The 20,556-nt window shown below is 72.6% G+C and carries 18 protein-coding genes and 1 pseudogene; 2 read left to right on the forward strand and 17 right to left on the reverse strand.

Features of this window, described 5'->3' with window-relative positions:
- Positions 1–30 precede the first annotated feature (30 nt).
- The 16 genes from atpA to BLU82_RS36395 form a co-directional block, all read right to left on the reverse strand.
- Positions 31–1,710: a F0F1 ATP synthase subunit alpha gene (atpA, locus tag BLU82_RS21675; RefSeq protein WP_092623140.1), complete on the reverse strand. Its 1,680-nt coding sequence runs from the start codon at positions 1,708–1,710 to the stop codon at positions 31–33.
- Between the two features lie 55 nt (positions 1,711–1,765).
- Positions 1,766–2,587: a F0F1 ATP synthase subunit delta gene (locus BLU82_RS21680; protein WP_092623141.1), complete on the reverse strand. Its 822-nt coding sequence runs from the start codon at positions 2,585–2,587 to the stop codon at positions 1,766–1,768.
- A gap of 2 nt (positions 2,588–2,589) precedes the next feature.
- On the reverse strand, positions 2,590–3,159 hold the full coding sequence (locus BLU82_RS21685; protein WP_092626116.1) for a F0F1 ATP synthase subunit B: 570 nt from the start codon (positions 3,157–3,159) through the stop codon (positions 2,590–2,592).
- 14 nt (positions 3,160–3,173) lie between these two features.
- Positions 3,174–3,377 carry an ATP synthase F0 subunit C gene (atpE, locus tag BLU82_RS21690; protein ID WP_069112206.1) on the reverse strand — a complete coding sequence of 68 codons (204 nt, stop codon included), beginning with the start codon at positions 3,375–3,377 and terminating at the stop codon, positions 3,174–3,176.
- Positions 3,378–3,406: 29 nt separating this feature from the next.
- Positions 3,407–4,192 carry a F0F1 ATP synthase subunit A gene (gene atpB, locus BLU82_RS21695; protein WP_069112207.1) on the reverse strand — a complete coding sequence of 262 codons (786 nt, stop codon included), beginning with the start codon at positions 4,190–4,192 and terminating at the stop codon, positions 3,407–3,409.
- A 345-nt stretch (positions 4,193–4,537) separates the two neighbouring features.
- Entirely contained in the window at positions 4,538–4,987 is a 450-nt protein-coding gene (locus tag BLU82_RS21705) for a hypothetical protein (protein WP_092623143.1), read from the reverse strand.
- Positions 4,988–5,027: 40 nt separating this feature from the next.
- Complete coding sequence (locus BLU82_RS21710) at positions 5,028–6,143, reverse strand: glycosyltransferase family 4 protein (RefSeq protein WP_092623144.1); 1,116 nt, start codon at positions 6,141–6,143, stop codon at positions 5,028–5,030.
- A 15-nt stretch (positions 6,144–6,158) separates the two neighbouring features.
- Complete coding sequence (locus BLU82_RS21715) at positions 6,159–6,806, reverse strand: L-threonylcarbamoyladenylate synthase (RefSeq protein ID WP_092623145.1); 648 nt, start codon at positions 6,804–6,806, stop codon at positions 6,159–6,161.
- 7 nt (positions 6,807–6,813) lie between these two features.
- Positions 6,814–7,683, reverse strand: coding sequence for a peptide chain release factor N(5)-glutamine methyltransferase (gene prmC, locus BLU82_RS21720; protein WP_231947548.1), 870 nt, complete (start codon positions 7,681–7,683; stop codon positions 6,814–6,816).
- Entirely contained in the window at positions 7,680–8,771 is a 1,092-nt protein-coding gene (gene prfA, locus BLU82_RS21725) for a peptide chain release factor 1 (RefSeq protein WP_092623146.1), read from the reverse strand. The genes prmC and prfA overlap by 4 nt, the downstream gene beginning before the upstream one ends.
- 81 nt (positions 8,772–8,852) lie before the next feature.
- Positions 8,853–9,074, reverse strand: coding sequence for a 50S ribosomal protein L31 (gene rpmE / locus BLU82_RS21730; RefSeq protein ID WP_092623147.1), 222 nt, complete (start codon positions 9,072–9,074; stop codon positions 8,853–8,855).
- A 634-nt stretch (positions 9,075–9,708) separates the two neighbouring features.
- On the reverse strand, positions 9,709–11,721 hold the full coding sequence (gene rho, locus BLU82_RS21735) for a transcription termination factor Rho (RefSeq protein WP_092623148.1): 2,013 nt from the start codon (positions 11,719–11,721) through the stop codon (positions 9,709–9,711).
- Between the two features lie 259 nt (positions 11,722–11,980).
- Positions 11,981–12,883: a homoserine kinase gene (thrB, locus tag BLU82_RS21740; RefSeq protein WP_092623149.1), complete on the reverse strand. Its 903-nt coding sequence runs from the start codon at positions 12,881–12,883 to the stop codon at positions 11,981–11,983.
- Positions 12,880–13,974: a threonine synthase gene (gene thrC / locus BLU82_RS21745; protein WP_092623150.1), complete on the reverse strand. Its 1,095-nt coding sequence runs from the start codon at positions 13,972–13,974 to the stop codon at positions 12,880–12,882. Before thrC ends, thrB begins: the two co-directional genes overlap by 4 nt.
- Before the next feature lie 5 nt (positions 13,975–13,979).
- The gene (locus tag BLU82_RS21750; protein ID WP_092623151.1) at positions 13,980–15,272 is read right to left on the reverse strand and encodes a homoserine dehydrogenase; all 1,293 of its coding nucleotides are present in this window, start codon (positions 15,270–15,272) and stop codon (positions 13,980–13,982) included.
- A 203-nt stretch (positions 15,273–15,475) separates the two neighbouring features.
- A protein-coding gene (locus tag BLU82_RS36395; protein ID WP_370246194.1) for an IS5 family transposase occupies positions 15,476–16,439 on the reverse strand; the annotation gives its coding sequence in 2 pieces (ribosomal slippage) (positions 15,476–16,064 and positions 16,063–16,439; 966 coding nt in all).
- A gap of 64 nt (positions 16,440–16,503) precedes the next feature.
- Between BLU82_RS36395 and BLU82_RS21760 the strand changes: the two genes are divergently transcribed.
- Positions 16,504–18,783: an ATP-binding cassette domain-containing protein gene (locus tag BLU82_RS21760; protein ID WP_157741177.1), complete on the forward strand. Its 2,280-nt coding sequence runs from the start codon at positions 16,504–16,506 to the stop codon at positions 18,781–18,783.
- Positions 18,784–18,842: 59 nt separating this feature from the next.
- Here BLU82_RS21760 and BLU82_RS36400 read toward each other — a convergent pair.
- Positions 18,843–19,424: pseudogene (locus BLU82_RS36400) on the reverse strand (nitroreductase/quinone reductase family protein); the annotation flags it as partial.
- A 20-nt stretch (positions 19,425–19,444) separates the two neighbouring features.
- Here BLU82_RS36400 and BLU82_RS21770 point away from each other — a divergent pair.
- Positions 19,445–20,068: a TetR/AcrR family transcriptional regulator gene (locus tag BLU82_RS21770; RefSeq protein ID WP_172885669.1), complete on the forward strand. Its 624-nt coding sequence runs from the start codon at positions 19,445–19,447 to the stop codon at positions 20,066–20,068.
- Positions 20,069–20,556: the final 488 nt, after the last annotated feature.

The raw sequence follows: 20,556 nt of genomic DNA on the forward strand, positions 1-20,556 counted from the left end.
CAGGGCCTCGGTACGACATGACGGTCACGGTCACTCGCCCGCGTCGGGACGAGCGGCCTCCTGGATGTCCTGCGCGTCGCGCTTGCGCCGGCGCAGCACCGTCAGGTCCTCCTCGCCCTCGCCCAGAGCATGGACCGGCTCGTCCTTGACCAGCGGCTGGCCGGAGACGGTGACGTACGTCTGCTTGAAGTCGTCGACCGCCTGCTCGAGCGTCTTGATGTCGTCGTCGGACAGCTTGCCGCTGGACTCGATGTTCTCCAGGACCGCGCCGTGCTCGCGGACGACAGTGTCGAGGAACTCGCCCTCGAACCGGCGGATGTCCTCGACCGGGACGTCGTCGAGCTTGCCGGTGGTGCCCGACCAGATCGAGACGACCTCGCGGCCGACCGACAGCGGCGCCGACTGCGGCTGCTTGAGCAGCTCGGTGAGCCGCTCGCCGCGGTTCAGCTGCGCCTTGCTGGTGGGGTCGAGGTCGGACGCGAACGCCGCGAACGCCTTGAGCTCGTTGTACTGGGCGAGGTCGAGGCGCAGCGTGCCTGCGACGCTCTTCATCGCCTTGATCTGCGCGTCACCACCGACGCGGGAGACTGAGATACCGACGTTGATGGCCGGGCGGACACCCGAGTGGAACAGGTCCGACTCGAGGAAGCACTGGCCGTCGGTGATCGAGATGACGTTGGTCGGGATGAACGCCGACACGTCGTTGGCCTTGGTCTCGATGATCGGCAGGCCGGTCATCGAGCCGCCGCCGAGGTCGTCGGAGAGCTTCGCGCAGCGCTCGAGCAGCCGCGAGTGCAGGTAGAAGACGTCGCCGGGGTACGCCTCGCGGCCCGGTGGGCGGCGCAGCAGCAGCGACACCGCGCGGTACGCCTCGGCCTGCTTCGACAGGTCGTCGAAGACGATGAGGACGTGGTAGCCCTGGTACATCCAGTGCTGGCCGATGGCCGAGCCGGTGTAGGGCGACAGGTACTTGAATCCGGCGGCGTCGGACGCCGGCGAGGCCACGATGGTGGTGTACTCGAGCGCGCCGGCCTCGTCCAGCTGCTGCCGGATGCCCGCGATGGTCGAGCCCTTCTGGCCGGTGGCGACGTAGATGCAGCGGACCTGCTTCTTCTTGTCGCCGCTCTTCCAGTTGTCGAGCTGGTTGAGGATGGTGTCGACGGCGACCGTGGTCTTGCCGGTCTGCCGGTCGCCGATGATCAACTGGCGCTGGCCGCGGCCGATCGGTGTCATGGCGTCGATGGCCTTGATGCCGGTCTGCAGCGGCTCGGCGACCTTCTGCCGCTGGACGACGGTCGGTGCCTGCAGCTCCAGGGCGCGGCGGCCCTCGGCCTTGATCTCGCCCAGGCCGTCGAGCGGAGCGCCCAGGGGGTCGACCACGCGCCCGAGGAAGGCGTCGCCGACCGGCACCGACAGCACCTCGCCGGTGCGGCGGACCGTCTGCCCCTCCTCGATGCCGGCGTAGTCGCCGAGCACGACGACGCCGATCTCGCGCACGTCCAGGTTCAGAGCCAGCCCGAGGGTCCCGTCCTCGAACTCCAGCAGCTCGTTCGCCATGGCCGACGGCAGGCCCTCGACCCGGGCGATGCCGTCACCGGCGATGGTGACGTGGCCGACCTCTTCGCGGACGGCGGCCGCCGGCTGGTAGGACTCGACGAAGGCGTCGAGCGCCTCGCGAATCTCCTCGGGACGGATAGTCAGCTCCGCCATCGTTGCTCCTGCTCTCTCGCTCTCGAACGGTGGTCTCAAGTCTGGGTGGTGCCGGTCAGCTCACCACGAGCTGACGGCGGGCGGCGTCCAAGCGGCTGGTGACGGTGCCGTCGACGACCTCGTCGCCGAGCTCGACCCTGATGCCGCCGACGACGTCAGGCTCGACGACGACGTTCAGCAGGACCGGGCCGCCCGCGCGGACCGCCAGTGCCCGTTCCAGCCGCTCGCGGTGTTCGACGGCGAGCGGGGCGGCGACGTGCACCACGGCCACCCGGCGCTGACGCAGCCGCGCGGCGAAGTCCGCGACGCGGGCCAGCTCCGCTTCCAGGCTACGCGCCCGGCGGTCCAGGACCGCGTGCTCGAGCAGCGCGACGGTCTCGGGCGCCGCCTTGTCCTGCAGCAGCGTGCGCACCAGCTGCCGCCGTGCGTCAGCGGGAGCAGCGCGGTCGATCAGTGCCGAGCGGAGGTCGCGGTTGTCGCGCACGACCAGCCCGAACCGGAAGATCTCCTCCTCGACGGCGTCGAGGCGGCCGGCCGACCGGGCGCCCAGCAGCACGGCCTGCAGGCCGAACTCCTCGACCGCGGCGGTGAGCTCGCCCGGGTTCGCCCAGCGCTCCCGGACGGCCGCCGCCAGGACGTCCGTCGCGGCCGGCTCGACGCGGTCGCCGGCCAGGCGGCGCAGCAGCGTCTCCCGGTCGTCCGGCGTCCGGCCGGTGTCGGTGAGCGCGCGGCGCACCGACGGGCGCGAGTCGAGCAGGTTCGCGAACGCGAACAGCGCGTCGCCCACCGCCGGCGCCCGGCCGGCCGCGGCGTCGACGATGCTCTCGAACCGCAGCCGCAGCTCGCCGTGGCTCTCGCCGAGGTTGGTGTCAGGCATGCTCACGCGTCCCCTGCGGCCGGCTTGGCCGCGTCGGAGGCCTGAGCGGTCTCGAGGTCGGCCAGGAACCGCTCGACGACCCGGCGGGAGCGGTCGTCGTCCTGCAGCGACTCACCGACCACCTTGCCGGCCAGCGTCGTCGCCAGCGTGCCGACCTCGCCGCGCAGCTCCCGGAGCACCTGCTCGCGCTCGGCCTGCAGCTGCGCCTCGGCGCGGGCGGCGACCCGCTTGGCCTCGGTCTCGGCGTCCTCGCGCGCCTGCGCCACGATGGCCGCCCCCTGCTGCTTGGCGTCCTCGCGGATGCGAGCCGCCTCGCTGCGGGCGTCGGCCAGCTGGGCGCGGTACTCCTCGAGCAGGCGCTGGGCCTCGGCCTGCGCCTCCTCGGCCTTCGCCGCGCCGCCCTGGATGGCGGCGGCGCGCTCGGCGTAGGTCTTCTCGAAGATCGGGTAGACCTTCGCACGAAGGAAGAAGAACAGCAGAGCGAAGGCGACCAGACCGACGATCAGCTCGGAGGTGTGCGGCATCAGCGGGTCGGGGCCGTCCTCCGCCGCGATCACCGCGATCGGTGCCATCGAGAGAGCCATGATCAGATGGCGAACGCGAGGCCGATGGCGATGATGAACAGCGCCTCGGCGAGCGCGAAGCCGAGGATCGCGATGCCCTGGAGGACGCTACGCGCCTCCGGCTGGCGGGCCACACCGTTGATGTAGGCGGCAAAGATCAGGCCGATGCCGACGCCCGGGCCGATGGCCGCGAGGCCGAGACCGACCATGTTGAGCGAGCCGTCCATCTTTTGTTCCTTTCCTCTTTTGTGAAAGCTCAGTGCTCGTGGGACAGAGCGCCGCCGATGTAGATGGCGGAGAGCAGGACGAAAACGTACGCCTGGAGAATCTGGACGAAAGCCTCGAAGAAAGTCAGCACGATGCTGAACAGAATCGACACGCTGCCGGCCGCGACACCGACCAGACCCTGGTATTCGAAGATCAGGTATTCGCCACCCAGAATCGTCAGCAACAGGACGAGGTGTCCGGCGAACATGTTGAACGTAAGACGAAGGGTGAGCGTGAAGGGCCGCACGATGAAGGTGGAGAAGAACTCCAGCGGGGCCAGCAGCGGATAGATCGCCTTCGGCACGCCGGGCGGGAACATCATGTTCTTGAAGTAGCCGCCGAAGCCCTGCCGCTTGATGCCGACGTAGTTGTAGATGACCCACGAGATCAGCGCCAGGAACAGCGGGATCGCGATCTTCGAGGTGGCCGGCAGCTGGAGCACCGGGATGATGCCCGAGATGTTCAGCACCGCGATGAAGCCGAACAGCGTCACGAGATACGGGACGTACTTGATGCCCTCGCGGCCGATGGCGTCGCGTGCGATTCCGTCGCGGACGAATCCGTAGACCGACTCGCCGGCGAACTGCAGCTTGCCGGGAACGAGCGTGCTACGCCGGGCGGCGAAGTAGAAGAAGGCGCCGACGGCGATGGTGCCGAGCACGATGACGAGCATCGGCTTGGTGAAGAACGTACCCTCGCCGAAGAGCGGCGGGAATTCGAAGTCGGCCGGCCCGGGACTGTGGAATCCCGACTCGGCCACGATCCGAGTGCTCACGTGGTCCTTTCTTCAGCGCGCTCGCGACACGCCCGACGAGGAGGGCCAGGTCAGGGCTTACCGTATCTGACCCATACGAGGTACAGAGCGGCGCCCATCCCTACCAGGAGCCCCAGTACGAGGAACACGCGACTGTTGAGCCACTCGGAGACGAGCCAGCCGACGCCACCCCATACTGCTACTCCGGACACGACCAGTGCGAAGGCATCCCACGCACCGTTCTGATCCTGCCGACGTACGTCGTCGGGACCGTCCGGACTCATGGCGCCTCGAATACTACTGGGTGCCCTTGCCGGTAACGAAATCGGGTCCCACTAAGCGCCCGGAACGCTGTCGAGTCGAAGGTCATTCCGGGCCGCCGGACGGCACCGCGGGCCGTGCGCCGCGGTTGTTCTCGCGGAACATCGTCACCGCGTAGGTGAGCGTGTAGACCAGCGCGCAGACCATGAGCGACAACCCCAGCGCGCGCTCGTCGAGGCCGTCGACGCTGGTCAGAACGCCGAGACCGATGAAGATCAGGGCCAGCCGCAGGCTGTACGTCACGATCAGCACGCCCGCGCCGGCCATGCCGCTGGCCGGCAGGTAGCGGGCCAGCAGCACGGGCAGCGCGCCGCTGGCGAAGAACGCGATGACCAGCACCGCGGCGACGACGGCGGACCACAGCGCGGCGCTGCCGGAGGCGACCGCGGCCGTGACGGCGCAGACGACGCCGGCGGCGGTGGTGAGCAGCAGGGCGGGCTTGGCGGCAGCGGCCGGGCTGCGCCGGCGCGGCGGCGGGGAGACGGGTGCATTCATGGCGCCATCAGCCTACCTGCCTGCTCAGACGTGCCATTTCTCACACCGCGGACGGGTGTCCGCGGCGCAACAGGCGGCGCGGATGGCCGGTCGTGAACGCGATCATGATGGCGACGGCGAGCGCCAGCAGCACGTAGGTGGTCCAGCCGCCGACGAGCGCGATGACCACCAGACCACCGGAGACCAGGGCCGCCCACACCCACATGATCGCGACCGCGCGCCACTGCGAGTGGCCGATCTCCAGCAGCCGGTGGTGCAGGTGCATCTTGTCGGGCGCGAACGGCGACTTCCCGGCCCGGGTGCGGCGGACGACGGCCAGCATCATGTCGAGGAACGGCAGCAGGATGACCGCCAGCGGCAGCACCAGCGGCAGCAGCGTCAGCAGGAAGCTGGAGGTGTCGACGTCCTGGCTGGGCAGCCGGCCGGTGAGGCTGATCGAGCCGGCCGCGAGCAGCAGGCCGATCAGCATGGCGCCGGAGTCGCCCATGAAGATCTTCGCCGGGTGCGCGTTGTGCGGCAGCAGCCCGGCGCAGATGCCCACCACGACCACCGAGACCAGCGCCGACGTCGTCATGTACGACGTGTTGTTGTTCTCGACGGACAGCAGGTAGGCGTAGGAGAAGAAGGCCGTGGCGCCGATGCCCACCACGCCGGCGGCCAGGCCGTCGAGCCCGTCGACGAAGTTCACCGCGTTGGACGCGCCGACCACCAGCACGACCGTCATGATGGCGCCCTGGGTCTGGTCGAGCACGAACGTGCCGCCGGGCAGCGGCAGCCAGACCAGCTGCACGCCGAGGGCCACCAGCAGGCCGGCGGCGACCACCTGGCCGGCGAACTTGGCCAGCGCGGAGAGGTCCCAGATGTCGTCGGCGACGCCGATGAGGCAGATGACGACCGCCGCGAGGATCAGCGCCCACGCGTCGCTGGACTCGGTGAACACGTCGCGCATGCGGGGCAGGTAGCTGGCCACCAGCATCGCGACCAGCATGCCGGCCAGCATGGCGATGCCGCCCAGCCGCGGCACCGGCTCGCGGTGGACGTCGCGGTCGCGGGTGGGCGGGACGGCGCCGACCCAGTACGCGAACCGGCCCGCCAGCCCCACCACCAGATACGTGACCGAGGCCGCGATGAAGAAGGTCAGAAGATACTCGCGCACCGGCGGACGCGCCCCCTAGTCTTCCGGGCCCTGCAGCTCGGGGACGACGGCCTGCAACTCGGCGAGGCCGAGCGCCCCCTGCCGCAGCACCCGCGGGACCTCGCCCGAGACCTCGACGATGGTCGACGGCGTGTCGCTCTCGGTGTCGCCGGCCTCGAGGTAGACGGCGACGGAGTCGCCCAGCTGGTCGCGGGCCTCCCCCGCCGACCGGGCCGGCGGCCGGCCGCTGAGGTTGGCGCTGCTGACGGCCAGCGGGCCGGTGGTCTTCAGCACCTCGACGGCGACCTCGTGGTCGGGCATCCGGACCGCGACCGTTCCGTCGGTGTCGCCGAGGTCCCACCGCAGCGACGGCTGCTGGCGGCAGATCAGCGTCAGCCCGCCCGGCCAGAACGCCTCGACCAGTGCGTCGATGGTCTTGCCCGTGACCGCGACACCGCCCAGCGTGGCCGGCGAGCCGACCAGCACCGGCACCGGCATGTCCCTGCCCCGCCCCTTGGCCTGCAACAACGCGGCCACAGCGTCAGGCGTGAAGGCGTCGGCGCCGATGCCGTAGACGGTGTCGGTGGGCAGCACGATGAGCTTGCCGTTGCGGATGGCGCGGGCCGCGGCGGCGACGCCGCGCTGCCGCTTGGTCTCGTCGGAGCAGTCGTACAGCGGACTCACGCAGACATCATCCCGCACGCCGGGCGGTGACGTACCGCGGGCGGCCCGCGAGATCGAGGTGATCCTCCACCTCGGCCCAGCCGCCGTGCGCGCGGAACACGTCAGGGGCGGCCTCGCCCTGCACGTCGGCGTGCTCGGCCACCAGCAGCCCGCCGGGACGCAGCAGCCGGGCGCCGACGTCGGCGAGCACCCGCATGGCGTCGAGGCCGTCGGCGCCGGACCACAGGGCGGCCGGCGGGTCGTACTCGGCCACCTCGGGGTCGCGGATGGTGGCGTCGGCCGGGATGTACGGCGGGTTCGCGGCGACGACGTCGACCTGGCCGAGCAGCATCGACAGGCTGCGCTCGGCCACCAGCGCGACGTCGTCGCGGTGCACGATGACGGAGTTGCCGGCGGCGTTGCGGCGCAGCCAGGCGACGGCGTCGTCCTCGCGCTCGACGGCGTGCACCATGACCGGGCGCACCTCGGTGGCGACGGAGACGGCGATGGCGCCGGACCCGGAGAACAGGTCGACGACCACCGGCACCCGGCCGGCCGCGACGACCGCGCGCGCCTCGTCGACGGCGACGCCGGCGGTCAGCTCGGTCTCCGGCCGCGGGATGAACACCCCGGGGCCGACCTGCAGGATCAGGTGCCGGAACGGCGCCTCACCGGTGAGGTGCTGCAACGGCTCGCGCCCGGCGCGGCGGCGGACCAGCTCGTCGAAGCGCGGTGCGAAGGAGTCGTCCGGGTCGGGCTGGGTCAGCAGCGCGCCGCGCTCGACCCCGAGCACGTGCGCGGCCAGCACCTCGGCGTCGTGCCGCGGCGAGGGCACCTCGGCGGCGGCCAGCACACCGGCCGCGTCGCGGAGCTGTTCGAGCAGCGGCGCCGTGCTCACTCGCCGTCACCGCGCTCGGCGGTGGCCGCCAGCGCCGCCTCGGCGTCGGCGTCGGCCAGCGACTGCACGACCGGCCCGAGCTCGCCGTCGAGCACGACGTCGAGGTTGTACGCCTTGTAGCCGGTGCGGTGATCGGAGATGCGGTTCTCCGGGAAGTTGTACGTGCGCACCCGTTCGGAGCGGTCGACGGTGCGCACCTGGCTGCGCCGCGCGTCGGACGCCTCGCGCTCGGCCTCCTCCTGCGCCGCCGCGAGCAGCCGGGCCCGCAGGATGCGCATGGCCTGCTCCTTGTTCTGCAGCTGGCTCTTCTCGTTCTGGCAGGAGACGACGATGCCGGTGGGCAGATGGGTGATGCGCACCGCGGAGTCGGTGGTGTTGACGCTCTGCCCGCCCGGGCCGGACGACCGGAACACGTCGATGCGCAGGTCGTTGGGGTTGATCTCGACCTCGCCCTCGTCCTCGGCCTCGGGCAGCACCAGCACCCCGGCGGCGGAGGTGTGGATGCGGCCCTGGCTCTCGGTGACGGGGACCCGCTGGACGCGGTGGACGCCGCCCTCGTACTTGAGCCGGGCGAACGGCGCGGTGCCGGGCTCGGCCGCGCCGCGCGCCTTCACCGCGACGGAGACGTCCTTGTAGCCGCCGAGGTCGGACTCCTCGGCGTCGAGCACCTGGGTGCTCCAGCCGGCCCGCTCGGCGAAGCGCAGGTACATGCGCAGGAGGTCGCCGGCGAACAGCGCCGACTCGGCGCCGCCCTCGCCCGCCTTGATCTCCAGGATCGCGTCGCGGTCGTCGTTGGGGTCGCGCGGGAGCAGCAGCATGCGCAGCCGCTCGGCGAGCTCGTCCTGTTTCGCCGCCAGCTCCGCCGCCTCGGCCGCGAACGCGGAGTCGTCGGCGGCCAGCTCCAGTGCCGCGGCGCGGTCGTCGCCGGCCTGCCGCCACGCCCCGTACGCCGAGACGATGGCCGTCAGCTCGGCGTAGCGCCGGTTCAGCCGCTTGGCCAGCGACGGGTCTGCGTGCACCGACGGGTCGGCCAGGCGCTGTTCGAGCTCGGCGTGCTCGGACACCAGCGCCTCGACACCTTCGAACACGGGGCGGCTCCCTTCCGAGGACGCGGGCACAAAGGGGGCGGGGCGTGCGAGGAGAACCTCGCACGCCCCGCCCACGAAGAACTACTTGGCGTCGGCCTTCTTCTTGCCGTACCGCGACTCGAAGCGCGCCACCCGGCCGCCGGTGTCGAGGATCTTCTGCTTGCCCGTGTAGAACGGGTGGCAGGCGGAGCACACGTCGGCGTGGATGACGCCGTTGGCCGCCGTGCTGCGGGTGGTGAACGTGTTGCCACAGGTGCAGGTGACCGTGGTCTCCACGTAAGCCGGGTGGATGTCGGACTTCATCTGTTACTCCTGGCGTCTCATGGGCCGCCGGGTCGACACGACGGGGCGTCGCATCGTGAACCGGAGCCAGCAGATCAGTATTCCAGGTACAGGCCGTCGCGACCAAACCGGCCCGGTTGCCACCTGGCCTGAGGTCGGCTCGGTTCGCGCCCGGAGCCCACTTCGATAGCCAGAACCACGCGATCGGCCCACACCAGCGCCCAGAACGCAACGCCCGCTATCGAAGACGGCAACCCGCCGCCTGCACGCCCCGGCAACGGCGCAGCGGAGGCAGCGGGCTGCAGTGCGCTGGCGGCCGGGGCGGCTGGCGACGAACCGTGCACTGGGCGGGCTGTGCCCGCACTTCCCCCGTCCCCCTGATAGCTGCCCGCTCTTAGGCCGCGTGCGTGCGGGTCAAGTCCAAGCCCCCGACCACAGCGAACACCGACCACAACGGCGCGGACTTGAGGCGCGCGTGCGCGGCTAAGAAAATGGGCAGCAGGGGGACGGCCAACTGCCGCAAAGCGGCCAACTGGCGGCCCGCGGCCAACTGCCGCACGGCGGCGAACCGGCGGCAAACCCGAGGTCTAAATGCGGCGCTGCCCCGGCCGCTCGGCGAGCGATCGGGGCAGCGCGGGACAGCAGGCGAGGCGGGTCAGTCGGCGTCCTTGGAGCCGTTCCCGCCGCCGGCCGGCGTCGTCTTCTGGACCGTGAGCATGAACTCGGCGTTGCTCTTGGTCTTCTTGAGCCGGTCGAGCAGCAGCTCGATGGCCTGCTGCGGGTCGAGCGCGGACAGCACGCGGCGCAGCTGCCACATGATGGCCAGCTCCTCGCGGGAGACCAGGATCTCCTCGCGGCGAGTGCTCGACGCGTCGACGTCGATGGCGGGGAAGAGGCGCTTGTCGGCGAGGTCGCGGCGCAGCCGCAGCTCCATGTTGCCGGTGCCCTTGAACTCCTCGAAGATGACCTCGTCCATCTTGGACCCGGTCTCCACCAGCGCGGTGGCGAGGATGGTCAGCGAGCCGCCGTTCTCGATGTTGCGCGCCGCGCCGAAGAACCGCTTCGGCGGGTACAGCGCGCTGGAGTCGACGCCGCCGGACAGGATGCGCCCGCTGGCCGGCGCCGCCAGGTTGTAGGCGCGGCCCAGACGCGTGATGCCGTCGAGCAGGATGACGACGTCGTGGCCGAGCTCGACCAGCCGCTTGGCCCGCTCGATGGCGAGCTCGGCGACCATGGTGTGGTCGACCGGCGGGCGGTCGAAGGTCGACGCGATGACCTCGCCCTTGACGGTGCGCTGGAAGTCGGTGACCTCCTCGGGCCGCTCGTCGACCAGCACGACCATGAGGTGCGTCTCGGGGTTGTTCTGCGTGATCGCGTGCGCCAGCGCCTGCATGATCAGCGTCTTGCCGGCCTTCGGCGGCGACACGATGAGACCGCGCTGACCCTTGCCGATGGGGGCGATGAGGTCGATGATGCGCGTCGCCATGTTCGTGGCGTCGGTCTCGAGGCGCAGGCGGTCCTGCGGGTACAGCGGCGTCAGCCGGGAGAACTCCGGGCGCTGCTTGGCCGCCTCGGGGTCGGCGCCGTTGATGGTGTCGACGCGGACCAGCGCGTTGAACTTCTGCTGCTTCTCGCCCTCGCGCGGCTGCCGGACGGCGCCGGTGACGGCGTCGCCCTTGCGCAGGCCGTAGCGGCGGACCATGGCCAGCGACACGTACACGTCGTTCGGGCCGGGCAGGTAGCCCGACGTGCGCACGAACGCGTAGTTGTCGAGGATGTCGAGGATGCCGGCGACCGGGATGAGGACGTCGTCCTCGGAGACGGTCGGCTCCTCGATGCGCTCGCGGCCGCCGCCACCACGGCGATCGCGGTCGCGGTCGTTGCGGTCGTTGCGGTTGCTGCCGCGGCGGTCGCGACGGCGACGCCGGCGGCCGCGGTCGTCGTCATCGTCCTGGGAGTCGTCGCGGTTGCCGCCGCCCTGGCGGCCGCCGTCGGCGTCCTGCCGGTTGTCCTGACGGTCGGCGCGGTCGTTGCGGTCGCGGTTGCCGCCGCGCTCGTTGCCCTGACGGTCGTTCTGACGGTCGCCGTCGCGGCCGCCCTGGCGGTTGCGCCGGTTGTCCTGCCGCTCGGAGCGGCGCTCGGCCGGCTCGTCGTCGGTGGACGGGGCCTCCGTGGCGGGGGCCTCGGCGGCCGGCGCCTCGGCGGCCGGGGCCTGCGTGGCCGGGGCCTGGTCGGCGGGCGCGTCCGCGACGACCACGACCTCGTCGGGACGGTTCTCGGCGGCGGCCTGCGGCCGCTCGGCCCGGCGGCGGGTGCGGCCGCGGGCGGGCGCCGCGTCGGCGGCGGGCGCGGCGGCCTCGGCCGCGGGCGCCGCGGGGGTGTCGGTGACGGCCGGCGCGGCGGCGGGCGCCGCGGTCTCGACCGGGAGGGTGTCGGCAGCGGCCGGCGCCGAGCCGCCGGACTGAGCCGCCTTGATGGCCGCGACCAGCTCGCCCTTGCGCATGCGGCCCGTGCCCTTCAGCCCGAGGCTGCCGGCGAGCTGCTGGAGCTCGGCCAGAACCATGCCCTCGAGGCCGGCTGCGCGGCGGCGCGCGGGGCGCTTCGCCGCGGTGGCGTCAGTCGACGCATCCGGCGTCGCGGTGACGCCGGGGATCTCGGTATTAGTCACTCAGGGTCCTTCCCTGGACCGGCATCGGTTCAGACAAGCCGATGCATCGAACACCTCGGGTGGCTCCCGAGGAAAGGCACGACGCGAACTGATGGGCCGCCCCTCCGCGGAGCCCGCAACAGCGAACCCGGGGAGATGGGCGAAGACCATGGTCATTAGCGACGAACGTCACCACCATGGGGATACCGACCAGCAGAACGTCGGTGCACAGCGAGCGTAGCACGCCGTGGGCCGTTTGACCCACCCCCGCCGGCACCGCTCATGCAGTGGCGTACTCCACAACGGCACCCCGCGTGTCCACTTGCAACGCGCGGACGTCCCACCCTTCGGCGAGCGCCTCGACGCGGCTCAGGTCGTCGCCGCCGCCGAGTACCAGGACGGTCGGGCCGGCGCCGGACACGACGGCCGCCAAGCCCTGCGCCCGCAAGGCTGTGACCAGCGCGTACGTGGCCGGCATGGCGGGCTCGCGGTAGTGCTGGTGCAGGCGGTCCGCGGTGGCGTCGAGCAGCAGGTCCGGCCGCTTCCCCAGTGCGTGGACGAGCAGCGCGGCACGGCCGGCATTGGCGGCGGCGTCGGCGTGCGGGACGGTCTCGGGCAGCAGGCCGCGCGCCTTCTCCGTCGACACCTCGAAGGACGGGACGCACACCACCGGCGCGACGTCGGGGTGGACGTCGACGCGGGTCGCGCGCGCGGCGCCGGAGTCGTCGCGCCACGCCACCGTCAGACCGCCGAGCAGGCAGGCGGCGACGTTGTCCGGGTGGCCCTCGATGCGGTCGGCCGCCGCGAGCGCGTCGTCGTGCGTTGTCAAGCCGGTCAGCGCGCGGGCCGCGACGACGCCGCCGACGATGGCGGCCGCCGACGAGCCCAGCCCGCGGCCGTGCGGCAGCGCGTTGCGGCAGCGCAGCCGCAGCACCGACGGCTGCTCGCCCAGCTCGGCGAACGCGGCGCGCAGCGACCGGACCACGAGGTGCTGCTCGTCCAGCGGCACCGACCCCGCGCCCTCGCCGTCGACCGTCACCTCGACCGGCGTCGCCGGCCCGCCGAACCCGGCCGTCACCTCGACCTCGTCGTGCAGCGACAGCGCAAGGCCGAGCGCGTCGAAGCCGGGACCGAGGTTGGCGCTGGTGGCGGGGGTGCGGACGCGGACGGTCGACGTGCTCACGCCAGGCCCAGGGCCTGGGCGGCCGCGCCGGCCTCGGCCGGGACCACGTAGGGGCGGATTTCGCCGTAGTAGGCGCTGGCGGTGTCGACGTCCTTGAGACCGTGCCCGGTGACCGTGACGACGACCCGCTGGCCGGCGTCGAGGCGTCCCGTGCGGCTGTAGTGCAGCAGCCCGGCCACGCCGGCCGCCGACGCGGGCTCGACGAACAGGCCCTCGCGGCCGGACAGCTCCTGCTGCGCGGCCAGGATCTGCTCGTCGGTGACGGCGTCGATGAGGCCGCCGGAGTCGTCGCGCGCGGCGATGGCGAGATCCCACGACGCCGGGTTGCCGATGCGGATGGCGCTGGCCACCGTCTCGGGCGCGGACACCGGGCCGCCGTGCACGAACGGCGCGGCGCCGGCCGCTTGGAAGCCCCACATGCGCGGGCGGTGGGTGGCGGGTCCGGGCTGGTCGGCGGCGTCCTTGGTGTACTCGGAGTAGCCCAGCCAGTAGGCGGAGATGTTGCCGGCGTTGCCGACCGGCAGCACGTGGAGGTCGGGCGCGTCGCCGAGGTCGTCGACCACCTCGAACGCGGCGGTCTTCTGCCCGGCCAGGCGGTACGGGTTGACCGAGTTGACCAGCGCGACGGGGTAGGTCTCGGCCAGCTCGCGGGCCAGCCTCAGACAGTCGTCGAAGTTGCCCTGCACCGACGCGATGATGCCGCCGTGCACGACGGCCTGGGCCAGCTTGGGCCCGCTGATCTTGCCGTCGGGCAGCAGCACGACAGGGCGCATGCCGGCGCGGACGGCGTACGCGGCGGCGGACGCGCTGGTGTTGCCGGTGGACGCGCAGACGACGGCCTCGGCGCCCTCCTCGGCGGCCTTCGAGATGGCCACCGTCATGCCGCGGTCCTTGAACGAGCCGGTCGGGTTGACGCCCTCGACCTTGAGGTACACCTCGCACGAGGTCTGCTCGGACAGCCACGGCGCGGGCACCAGCGGCGTGCCGCCCTCGCGCAGCGTCACGACCGGCGTGGCGGACGTGACCGGCAGCCGGTCGCGGTACTCCTCGATCACTCCACGCCACAGCCGAGACTGGGTCACGACAGCCATGGTGGTCAGTCCCCCTCCACCCGCATCACCGACAGGACAGCACGAACGGTATCGAGTCGCGTCAGTCCGTCGACAGTCGCGGCCAGCGCGTCGTCGGTGGCCTGGTGCGTGACGACGACCAGTTCGGCGTCGTCGGGGCCCTCGGAGCGCTGCCGGACGGTCTCGATGGACACGTCGTGCTCGGCGAACACGGCGGCGACGGCCGCCAGCACGCCCGGGCGGTCGTCGACGTCGAGGCTGATGTGGTACCTCGTGATGGTCTCGCCCATCGGACGGACGGGGCGGTCGGCGTACCAGGAGCCGCGCGGCCCGACGGCGTCGCCGATGCGGTTGCGGGCAGCGGTGACGAGGTCGCCGAGGACGGCGCTCGCGGTGGGCACGCCGCCGGCGCCCGGGCCGTAGAACATCAGCCGGCCGGCCGCCTCGGCCTCGACGAACACCGCGTTGTAGGCGCCGCGGACGCTGGCCAGCGGGTGCGTGCGCGGCAGCATGGCCGGGTGGACGCGGACGCCGACGCCGCGCCCGTCGGGCGACAGCTCGCAGATGGCCAGCAGCTTCACGACGGCGTTCATGGCCGCCGCCGACGCGACGTCGGCCGAGGTGACGTCGGAGATGCCCTCGCGGTGGACGTCGGCGGCCACCACCGGCGAGTGGAACGCGATGCCGGCCAGGATGGCGGCCTTGGCGGCGGCGTCGAAGCCCTCGATGTCGGCGGTGGGGTCGGCCTCGGCGTACCCGAGCGACTGCGCCTCCTCGAGCGCCTCGGCGAAGCTGCTGCCCTCGCTGTCCATCTGGTCGAGGATGTAATTGGTGGTGCCGTTGACGATGCCGAGCACGCGCTTGATGCGGTCGCCGGCCAGCGACTCGCGCAGCGGGCGCAGCAGCGGGATGGCCCCGGCGACGGCGGCCTCGTAGTAGAGGTCGACGCCGTGCTTCTCGGCGGCGGTGTGCAGCGTGACGCCGTCCTCGGCGAGCAGCGCCTTGTTCGCCGTGACGACGGAGGCGCCGCGCTCCATGGCGGCCAGCAGCAGCCCGCGGGCCGGCTCGATGCCGCCGATGACCTCGACCACCAGGTCGACGTCGTCGCGCTCGACGAGGGCGCGCGCGTCGGTCGTGAACAGGTCGGGGTCGACGCCGGGGATGTCGCGGACGCGGCCGGTGCGGCGCACGGCGATGCCGGCGAGTTCGAGCCGGGCCCCCGCCCGCGCGGCGAGGTCGTCGGCATGCTCGTGCAGGAGGCGGGCGACTTCCGTGCCCACCACACCGCATCCGAGCAGTGCCACGCGCAGGCTGGCCATCACTCCCCCTCCTTCGCCCCGGTGGTACGCACGGGCACCAGTCTCCGGGAGGTCCGGACGATCTCGCGCCGTCCATCCATGATGCGAGACATCCGTCTCACCGTACGCAGGTCGGCCGGAAGACCTGCACCCGTCACCGTGCCCTCGGGAACGCGCACGGCTCGACCGATGTCATCCGTCCACCCTAGGGAGTGTCTGACGGATCATGGGAGCCAGGTGAGTAGCGCGGCGAGGTGGAGTGCACCAAGGTAGTTGCGGGCGTGCTTGTCGTAGCGACTGGCCAGGCCGCGCCAGTGTTTGAGCTGGCAGAAGCCGCGTTCGACGACGTTGCGTCGCCGGTAGAGGGTCTTGTCGAACCCGACCGGGCGCCCGCCGGCTGAGCCGCGGCGGCGTCGGTTGGCCTGCTGATCGGCCGGTTCTGGAATGGTGTGGGCGATGTTGCGGCGACGGAGCAGTTCCCGGTTCGCGCGCGAGCTGTAGCCCTTGTCGGCCAGCACGTAGTCCGGCCGGGTGCGTGGCCGCCCGCCTGCGGGCCTGGCCACCCGTAATCCGGCCATGAGCTGCGGGAACTGGGTGGTGTCGTTGACGTTGCCCGCCGTCAGGTGCAGCACCAGCGGCCGGCCCCGCCCGTCGACGAGTGCATGGATCTTGGTGGTCAGCCCGCCCCGGGACCGGCCGATCGCATGATCGGCCGGCTCGGCCACCACCGCGGCGACGGGGTGATCGCCACGCGAACACCTGTCATTCGGTCCTGCCCCCCGCGTCCGGCGCCGGTGCGGGCCCGGACACGGTCGCGGCGTTGCCACCCACACGCCGAGCCGACGCCCCGTGCTGGTGCACCCGCACCAGCGAGGAGTCCACCGCGACCAGCCAATCCAACTCGCCCCGAGCATCAGCATCGGCCTGCGCCGCGGCCAGCAACCGCGCCCACGTGCCATCCGAACTCCACCGATTGAGCCGCTCATACGCGGTCTGCCACGGCCCGAACCGCCCCTGCGGGATCTCCCGCCACGCTGCCCCGGTCCGGAACTTCCACGCGATCGCCTCGATCACCTGCCGGTGATCACGCCACCGCCCACCCCGCCGAGGCGTCCGGTCCGGCAGCCGCGGCTCCAACCACGACCACGCCTCATCCGACAACACCCGCCGCTCAACCACACCCAGCATCTTGGACCGAACAAAGACCAAGATCCGTCAGACACTCCCTAGGGCGGGCCGTATCATTCCGCGCGTGAGCGTGCTGCGGGTCACCGCCGGCGGGGTGACGCAGCACTTCCCGCCGTCGGCCGGTGAGGTCCTGATCGGGCGGTCGGCGGCCTCGAACGTCGTCGTGCCGGAGTCGAGGGTGTCGCGACGCCACCTGCTCGTCTCGTTCGACGACGGCTGGGTCGCGCGCGACCAGGGCAGCTCCGGCGGCACCTGGCGCGACGGCGTGCAGGTCGGCGAGGTGCCCGTCGACGGTGCAGTGGAGCTGGCGCTGGGCGGGCCGTCCGGGCCGGTGGTCTCGCTGGCGGCGCCGCGGGCCGCACCGCCCCGGCCGCCGGGGACCATCACGGTGGGCCGCGCCCCCGGCAACGACATCGTCATCGACGACCTGCTGACCGCCCGCCACCACGCGCGGCTCACGCCGAACGCCGACGGCTGGTTCCTGGAGGACCTCGACAAGCACCACCAGACGTTCGTCCGCGGCGCCGACGTCGAGACCGCGCAGCTGCGCGAGGGCGACGTCGTCACGTTCGGGAAGGTGCGCTTCGTCGTCACCGGCGACGGCGTGCTGCCGGTGCCCGACTCCCCGTCCAGCGGCGGCCTCGACGTCAGCGACGTGCACTACGCGCTGCCCGGCGGGAAGGTGCTGACGGCGGGCGTCTCGCTGGACGTGGCCGGGCCGCGGCTGGTCGCGCTGATCGGCCCGTCGGGGTCGGGGAAGTCGACGCTGCTGCGGCTGATCAGCGGCGAGCTGGAGCCGGCGCGGGGGTCGGTGCGCTACCAGGGCATCGACGCGCACCGCCAGCAGGAGGAGGTGCACGGCCGCATCGGCGTGGTGCCGCAGCACACCATCGCGCACGCCCAACTGACCGCCCGCAAGGCGCTGCAGTACGCCGCCGAGCTGCGGCTGTCGCAGGACACCACGGCCGGCGAACGGCGGCAGCGGGTCGACGACGTACTGGCCGAGCTGTCGCTGTCCGAGCACGCCGACATCCCGGTGCGGCGGATGTCCGGCGGCCAGCAGCGCCGGCTGGCGATCGCGTTCGAGCTGCTGACGAGCCCGTCGCTGCTGATCCTCGACGAGCCGACGGCGGGGCTGGACCCCGCGCTGGTCCGTCAGATCATGACCGGACTGCGCGAGCTGGCCGACGGCGGCCGGCAGATCGTCGTCACGACGCACGACCTCGCCCACCTGGACCTGTGCGACGACGTCCTGATCATGCTCCCGGGAGGCCGGGTCGAGTACTTCGGGCCGCCGGGCGGCATCGAGGCGCACTTCGGCACCGCCGACTGGGCGGACATCTTCGAACGGCTCAACGCCGCGACGCCGCCGCCACCGCCGGCGACCGCGGGTCCCGACCTCGGCGAGCGGCTGCGCCGCCTGAACCCGCTGGCCTGGCTGGACCGCCTCAGCGGCTTCGGCCGTCCCGACGCCCAGCGCTCGGCCGCGCGCGTCGTCCGGCCGGCGCCGGAGATCGTCGGGCCGCAGGCCATCGACCAGCGCCGCCGCCGGCAGCAGACGTGGGTGCTGATCCGCCGTCAGCTCCGCCTCATCTGGGCCGACCGCGGCTACGCCGGGTTCCTGCTGGCGCTGCCGATGGTGCTGGCGCTGCTGACGTTCGCGATCCCGGACGAGACCGGGCTGGGCCGGCCGGTCAGCCCGGCCAGCACCGAGGCGATGCGGTTGCTGGTCGTCCTCGTCGTCGGCGCCGCGTTCATGGGCATGGCCGCGACCGTCCGCGACCTCGTCGCCGAGCGGCGCATCTTCCGGCACGAGCGCGCCGCCGGCCTGATGCCCGACGCCTACCTGGCGGCGAAGATCGCGGTGTTCTGCGGGGTCGTGGTGGTGCAGACGCTGATCCTGCTGCGGCTGGTCTACTGGTTCCGGGCCGGCCCCGAGGACGGCGTGCTGTTCGGCGCCGGCAACGTCGAGGTCGGCATCGCGCTGGCGGCGACGGCCATCGTGTCGGCGTTGCTCGGCCTGCTGATCTCGGCGCTGGTGTCCACGCCCGAGCAGACGATGCCGCCGCTGGTGGTGGCGATCATGGCGCAGCTCGTGCTGTGCGGCGGGCTGATCGAGGTGACGGGTCAGGCGGTGGTCTCGCAGCTGTCCTGGCTGGTGCCGTCGCGCTGGGGATACGCCGCCGCCGCGTCGACCGTCGACCTCACCGAGCTGGTGCGCAACGCGCCGGACGACGCGCTCTGGAGCCACAATCCGGCCGCCTGGCTGGGTTCGCTGCTGGCGCTCGCCGTGCTGGGGACGGCGTACGCCTGGCTGGCCCGGCGGCGGTTGCGCACCACCTGACCGGCCCGGTCGTCGCCGGGTTCGCCGGGTTCGCCGGGCAGCAGCCGCACGCGCACCGTCAGCAGGTCGGCGCCGAGGACGCGGACGTTCATGGCGTTGAGCATCCGCAGTGGGTGCCAGCGGATGATCGCGCGCTGCCGCGCCAGCACGTCGTCGCCGGGCAGCGGTTCGGCGACGCCGTCGACCCACCGGTACCGCCAGCCGACGCGCAGCCGAACCCGTACCCGCGGGTCGGCCAGGAGGTTGCGGACGTAGCCCGCTCGCAGGCCGTGCTCGGCGATGATCCAGAAGTCGTCGCCCACCCGGCCGTTGCCGACGGGCGTGCGGCGCGGCAGCCCGCTGGTCCGGCCGCGGGTCTCCAGGATCGCCAGGCCCAGCGGGTTGAGCCCGAGCCGGAACAGCAGCCGGACCAGCGGGTTGATCACCCACCGCTGCATCGTCCGCACGACGGCGATCTTCGTCCGACGGCTGCGTGCGGTCACGACGAGGTTCGCCAGGAACAGGGCGGTCTGGATGAGCGCGCCGGGCAGGCCCGGCCAGGCTCCGGGGTCCAGCGCGTACAGGCCCCACACCACCGCGAGGGCGATGGCCGTGCCCGCCGCCAGGCCACGCGGCACTGTCATACGATCGTATGGTCTCATACGACTGTATGATGGCACGCATGGCGCAGCTGTCAACCCCCCGGCCGACGAAGGACGTCATCACCGACGCGCTGCTCGACATCACGGCCGAACGCGGCCTCGACCACGTCAGCGTCCGGCACGTCGCCGCGGCCGCCGGGGTCGCCATCGGCACCGTCCAGCACTACTTCCCCACCAAGGACGCCATGCTGACGGCGGCGTTCACCGAGGTGGTCCGCCGCATCCGCGAGCGCGTCGCGGCGACCGTCCTCGGTCCGGACGTCCGGCGCAACCTCGCCGCCGTGCTGCGCGAACTGCTGCCGCTGGACGAGCGCCGGGCCGCCGAGGTGCGCGTCCAGGTCGCCTTCGCCGCCCGGGCCGCGACGATGCCGGCGCTGGCCGAGCTCCAGGGCGTCATCCTCGGCGAGGTCACCGACGCCATCGCCGCGGCCCTCGCCCACGTCGACGGCGGGCCGCCCGAGCGTCGCCGGGCGCGGGCCCAGGTCGTCCTCGCCACCGTCGACGGGCTGGCGCTGCACGCCGTCAGCTCGCGCGACTGGGTCACCCCCGAGTCGCTGGCGGCGGCCCTGGACGACGCGCTCGACGCGCTGCTGCCGGGCGACGCGGCGGTGACGCCGGGCGACGTTGTCGGTGGTCGCTCGTAAAGTTGGTGGCCCACCCGGCCGGGAGGGGTGGGCACTGCGCGACCGGCGGTGCTGCCGGGCGACGCGGCGGTGGTCCCGGGCGACGTTGTCGGTGGTCGCTCGTAGAGTTGGTGGCCCACCCGGCCGGGAGGGGTGGGTACTGGGCGACCCGACGGCGCTGACCGGCGAGCCGGCACTGCTGCCGAGCGACGCGGTGGCGGTCCCGGGCGACGTTGTCGGTGGTCGCTCGTAGAGTTGGTGGCCCACCCGGCCGGGAGGGGTGGCTACCGGGCGGCGCGGCGGTGCAACGACCGGCGGTGCTGCCGGGCGGCCCGGCGGTGCTACTAGGCGACGCGGTGGCGGTCCCGGGCGACGTTGTCGGTGGTCGCTCGTAGAGTTGGTGGCCCACCCGGCCGGGAGGGGTGGCTACCGGGCGGCGGGCTTCCTGCGCCGGTATTCCTAGCGCCGGGCTTCCTCACGCCGAGCTCCCTGCGCCGATCTCCTGCGCT

Origin of the sequence: Jiangella sp. DSM 45060 (assembly GCF_900105175.1) — a bacterium.
In the GTDB taxonomy this organism is placed as follows: domain Bacteria; phylum Actinomycetota; class Actinomycetes; order Jiangellales; family Jiangellaceae; genus Jiangella.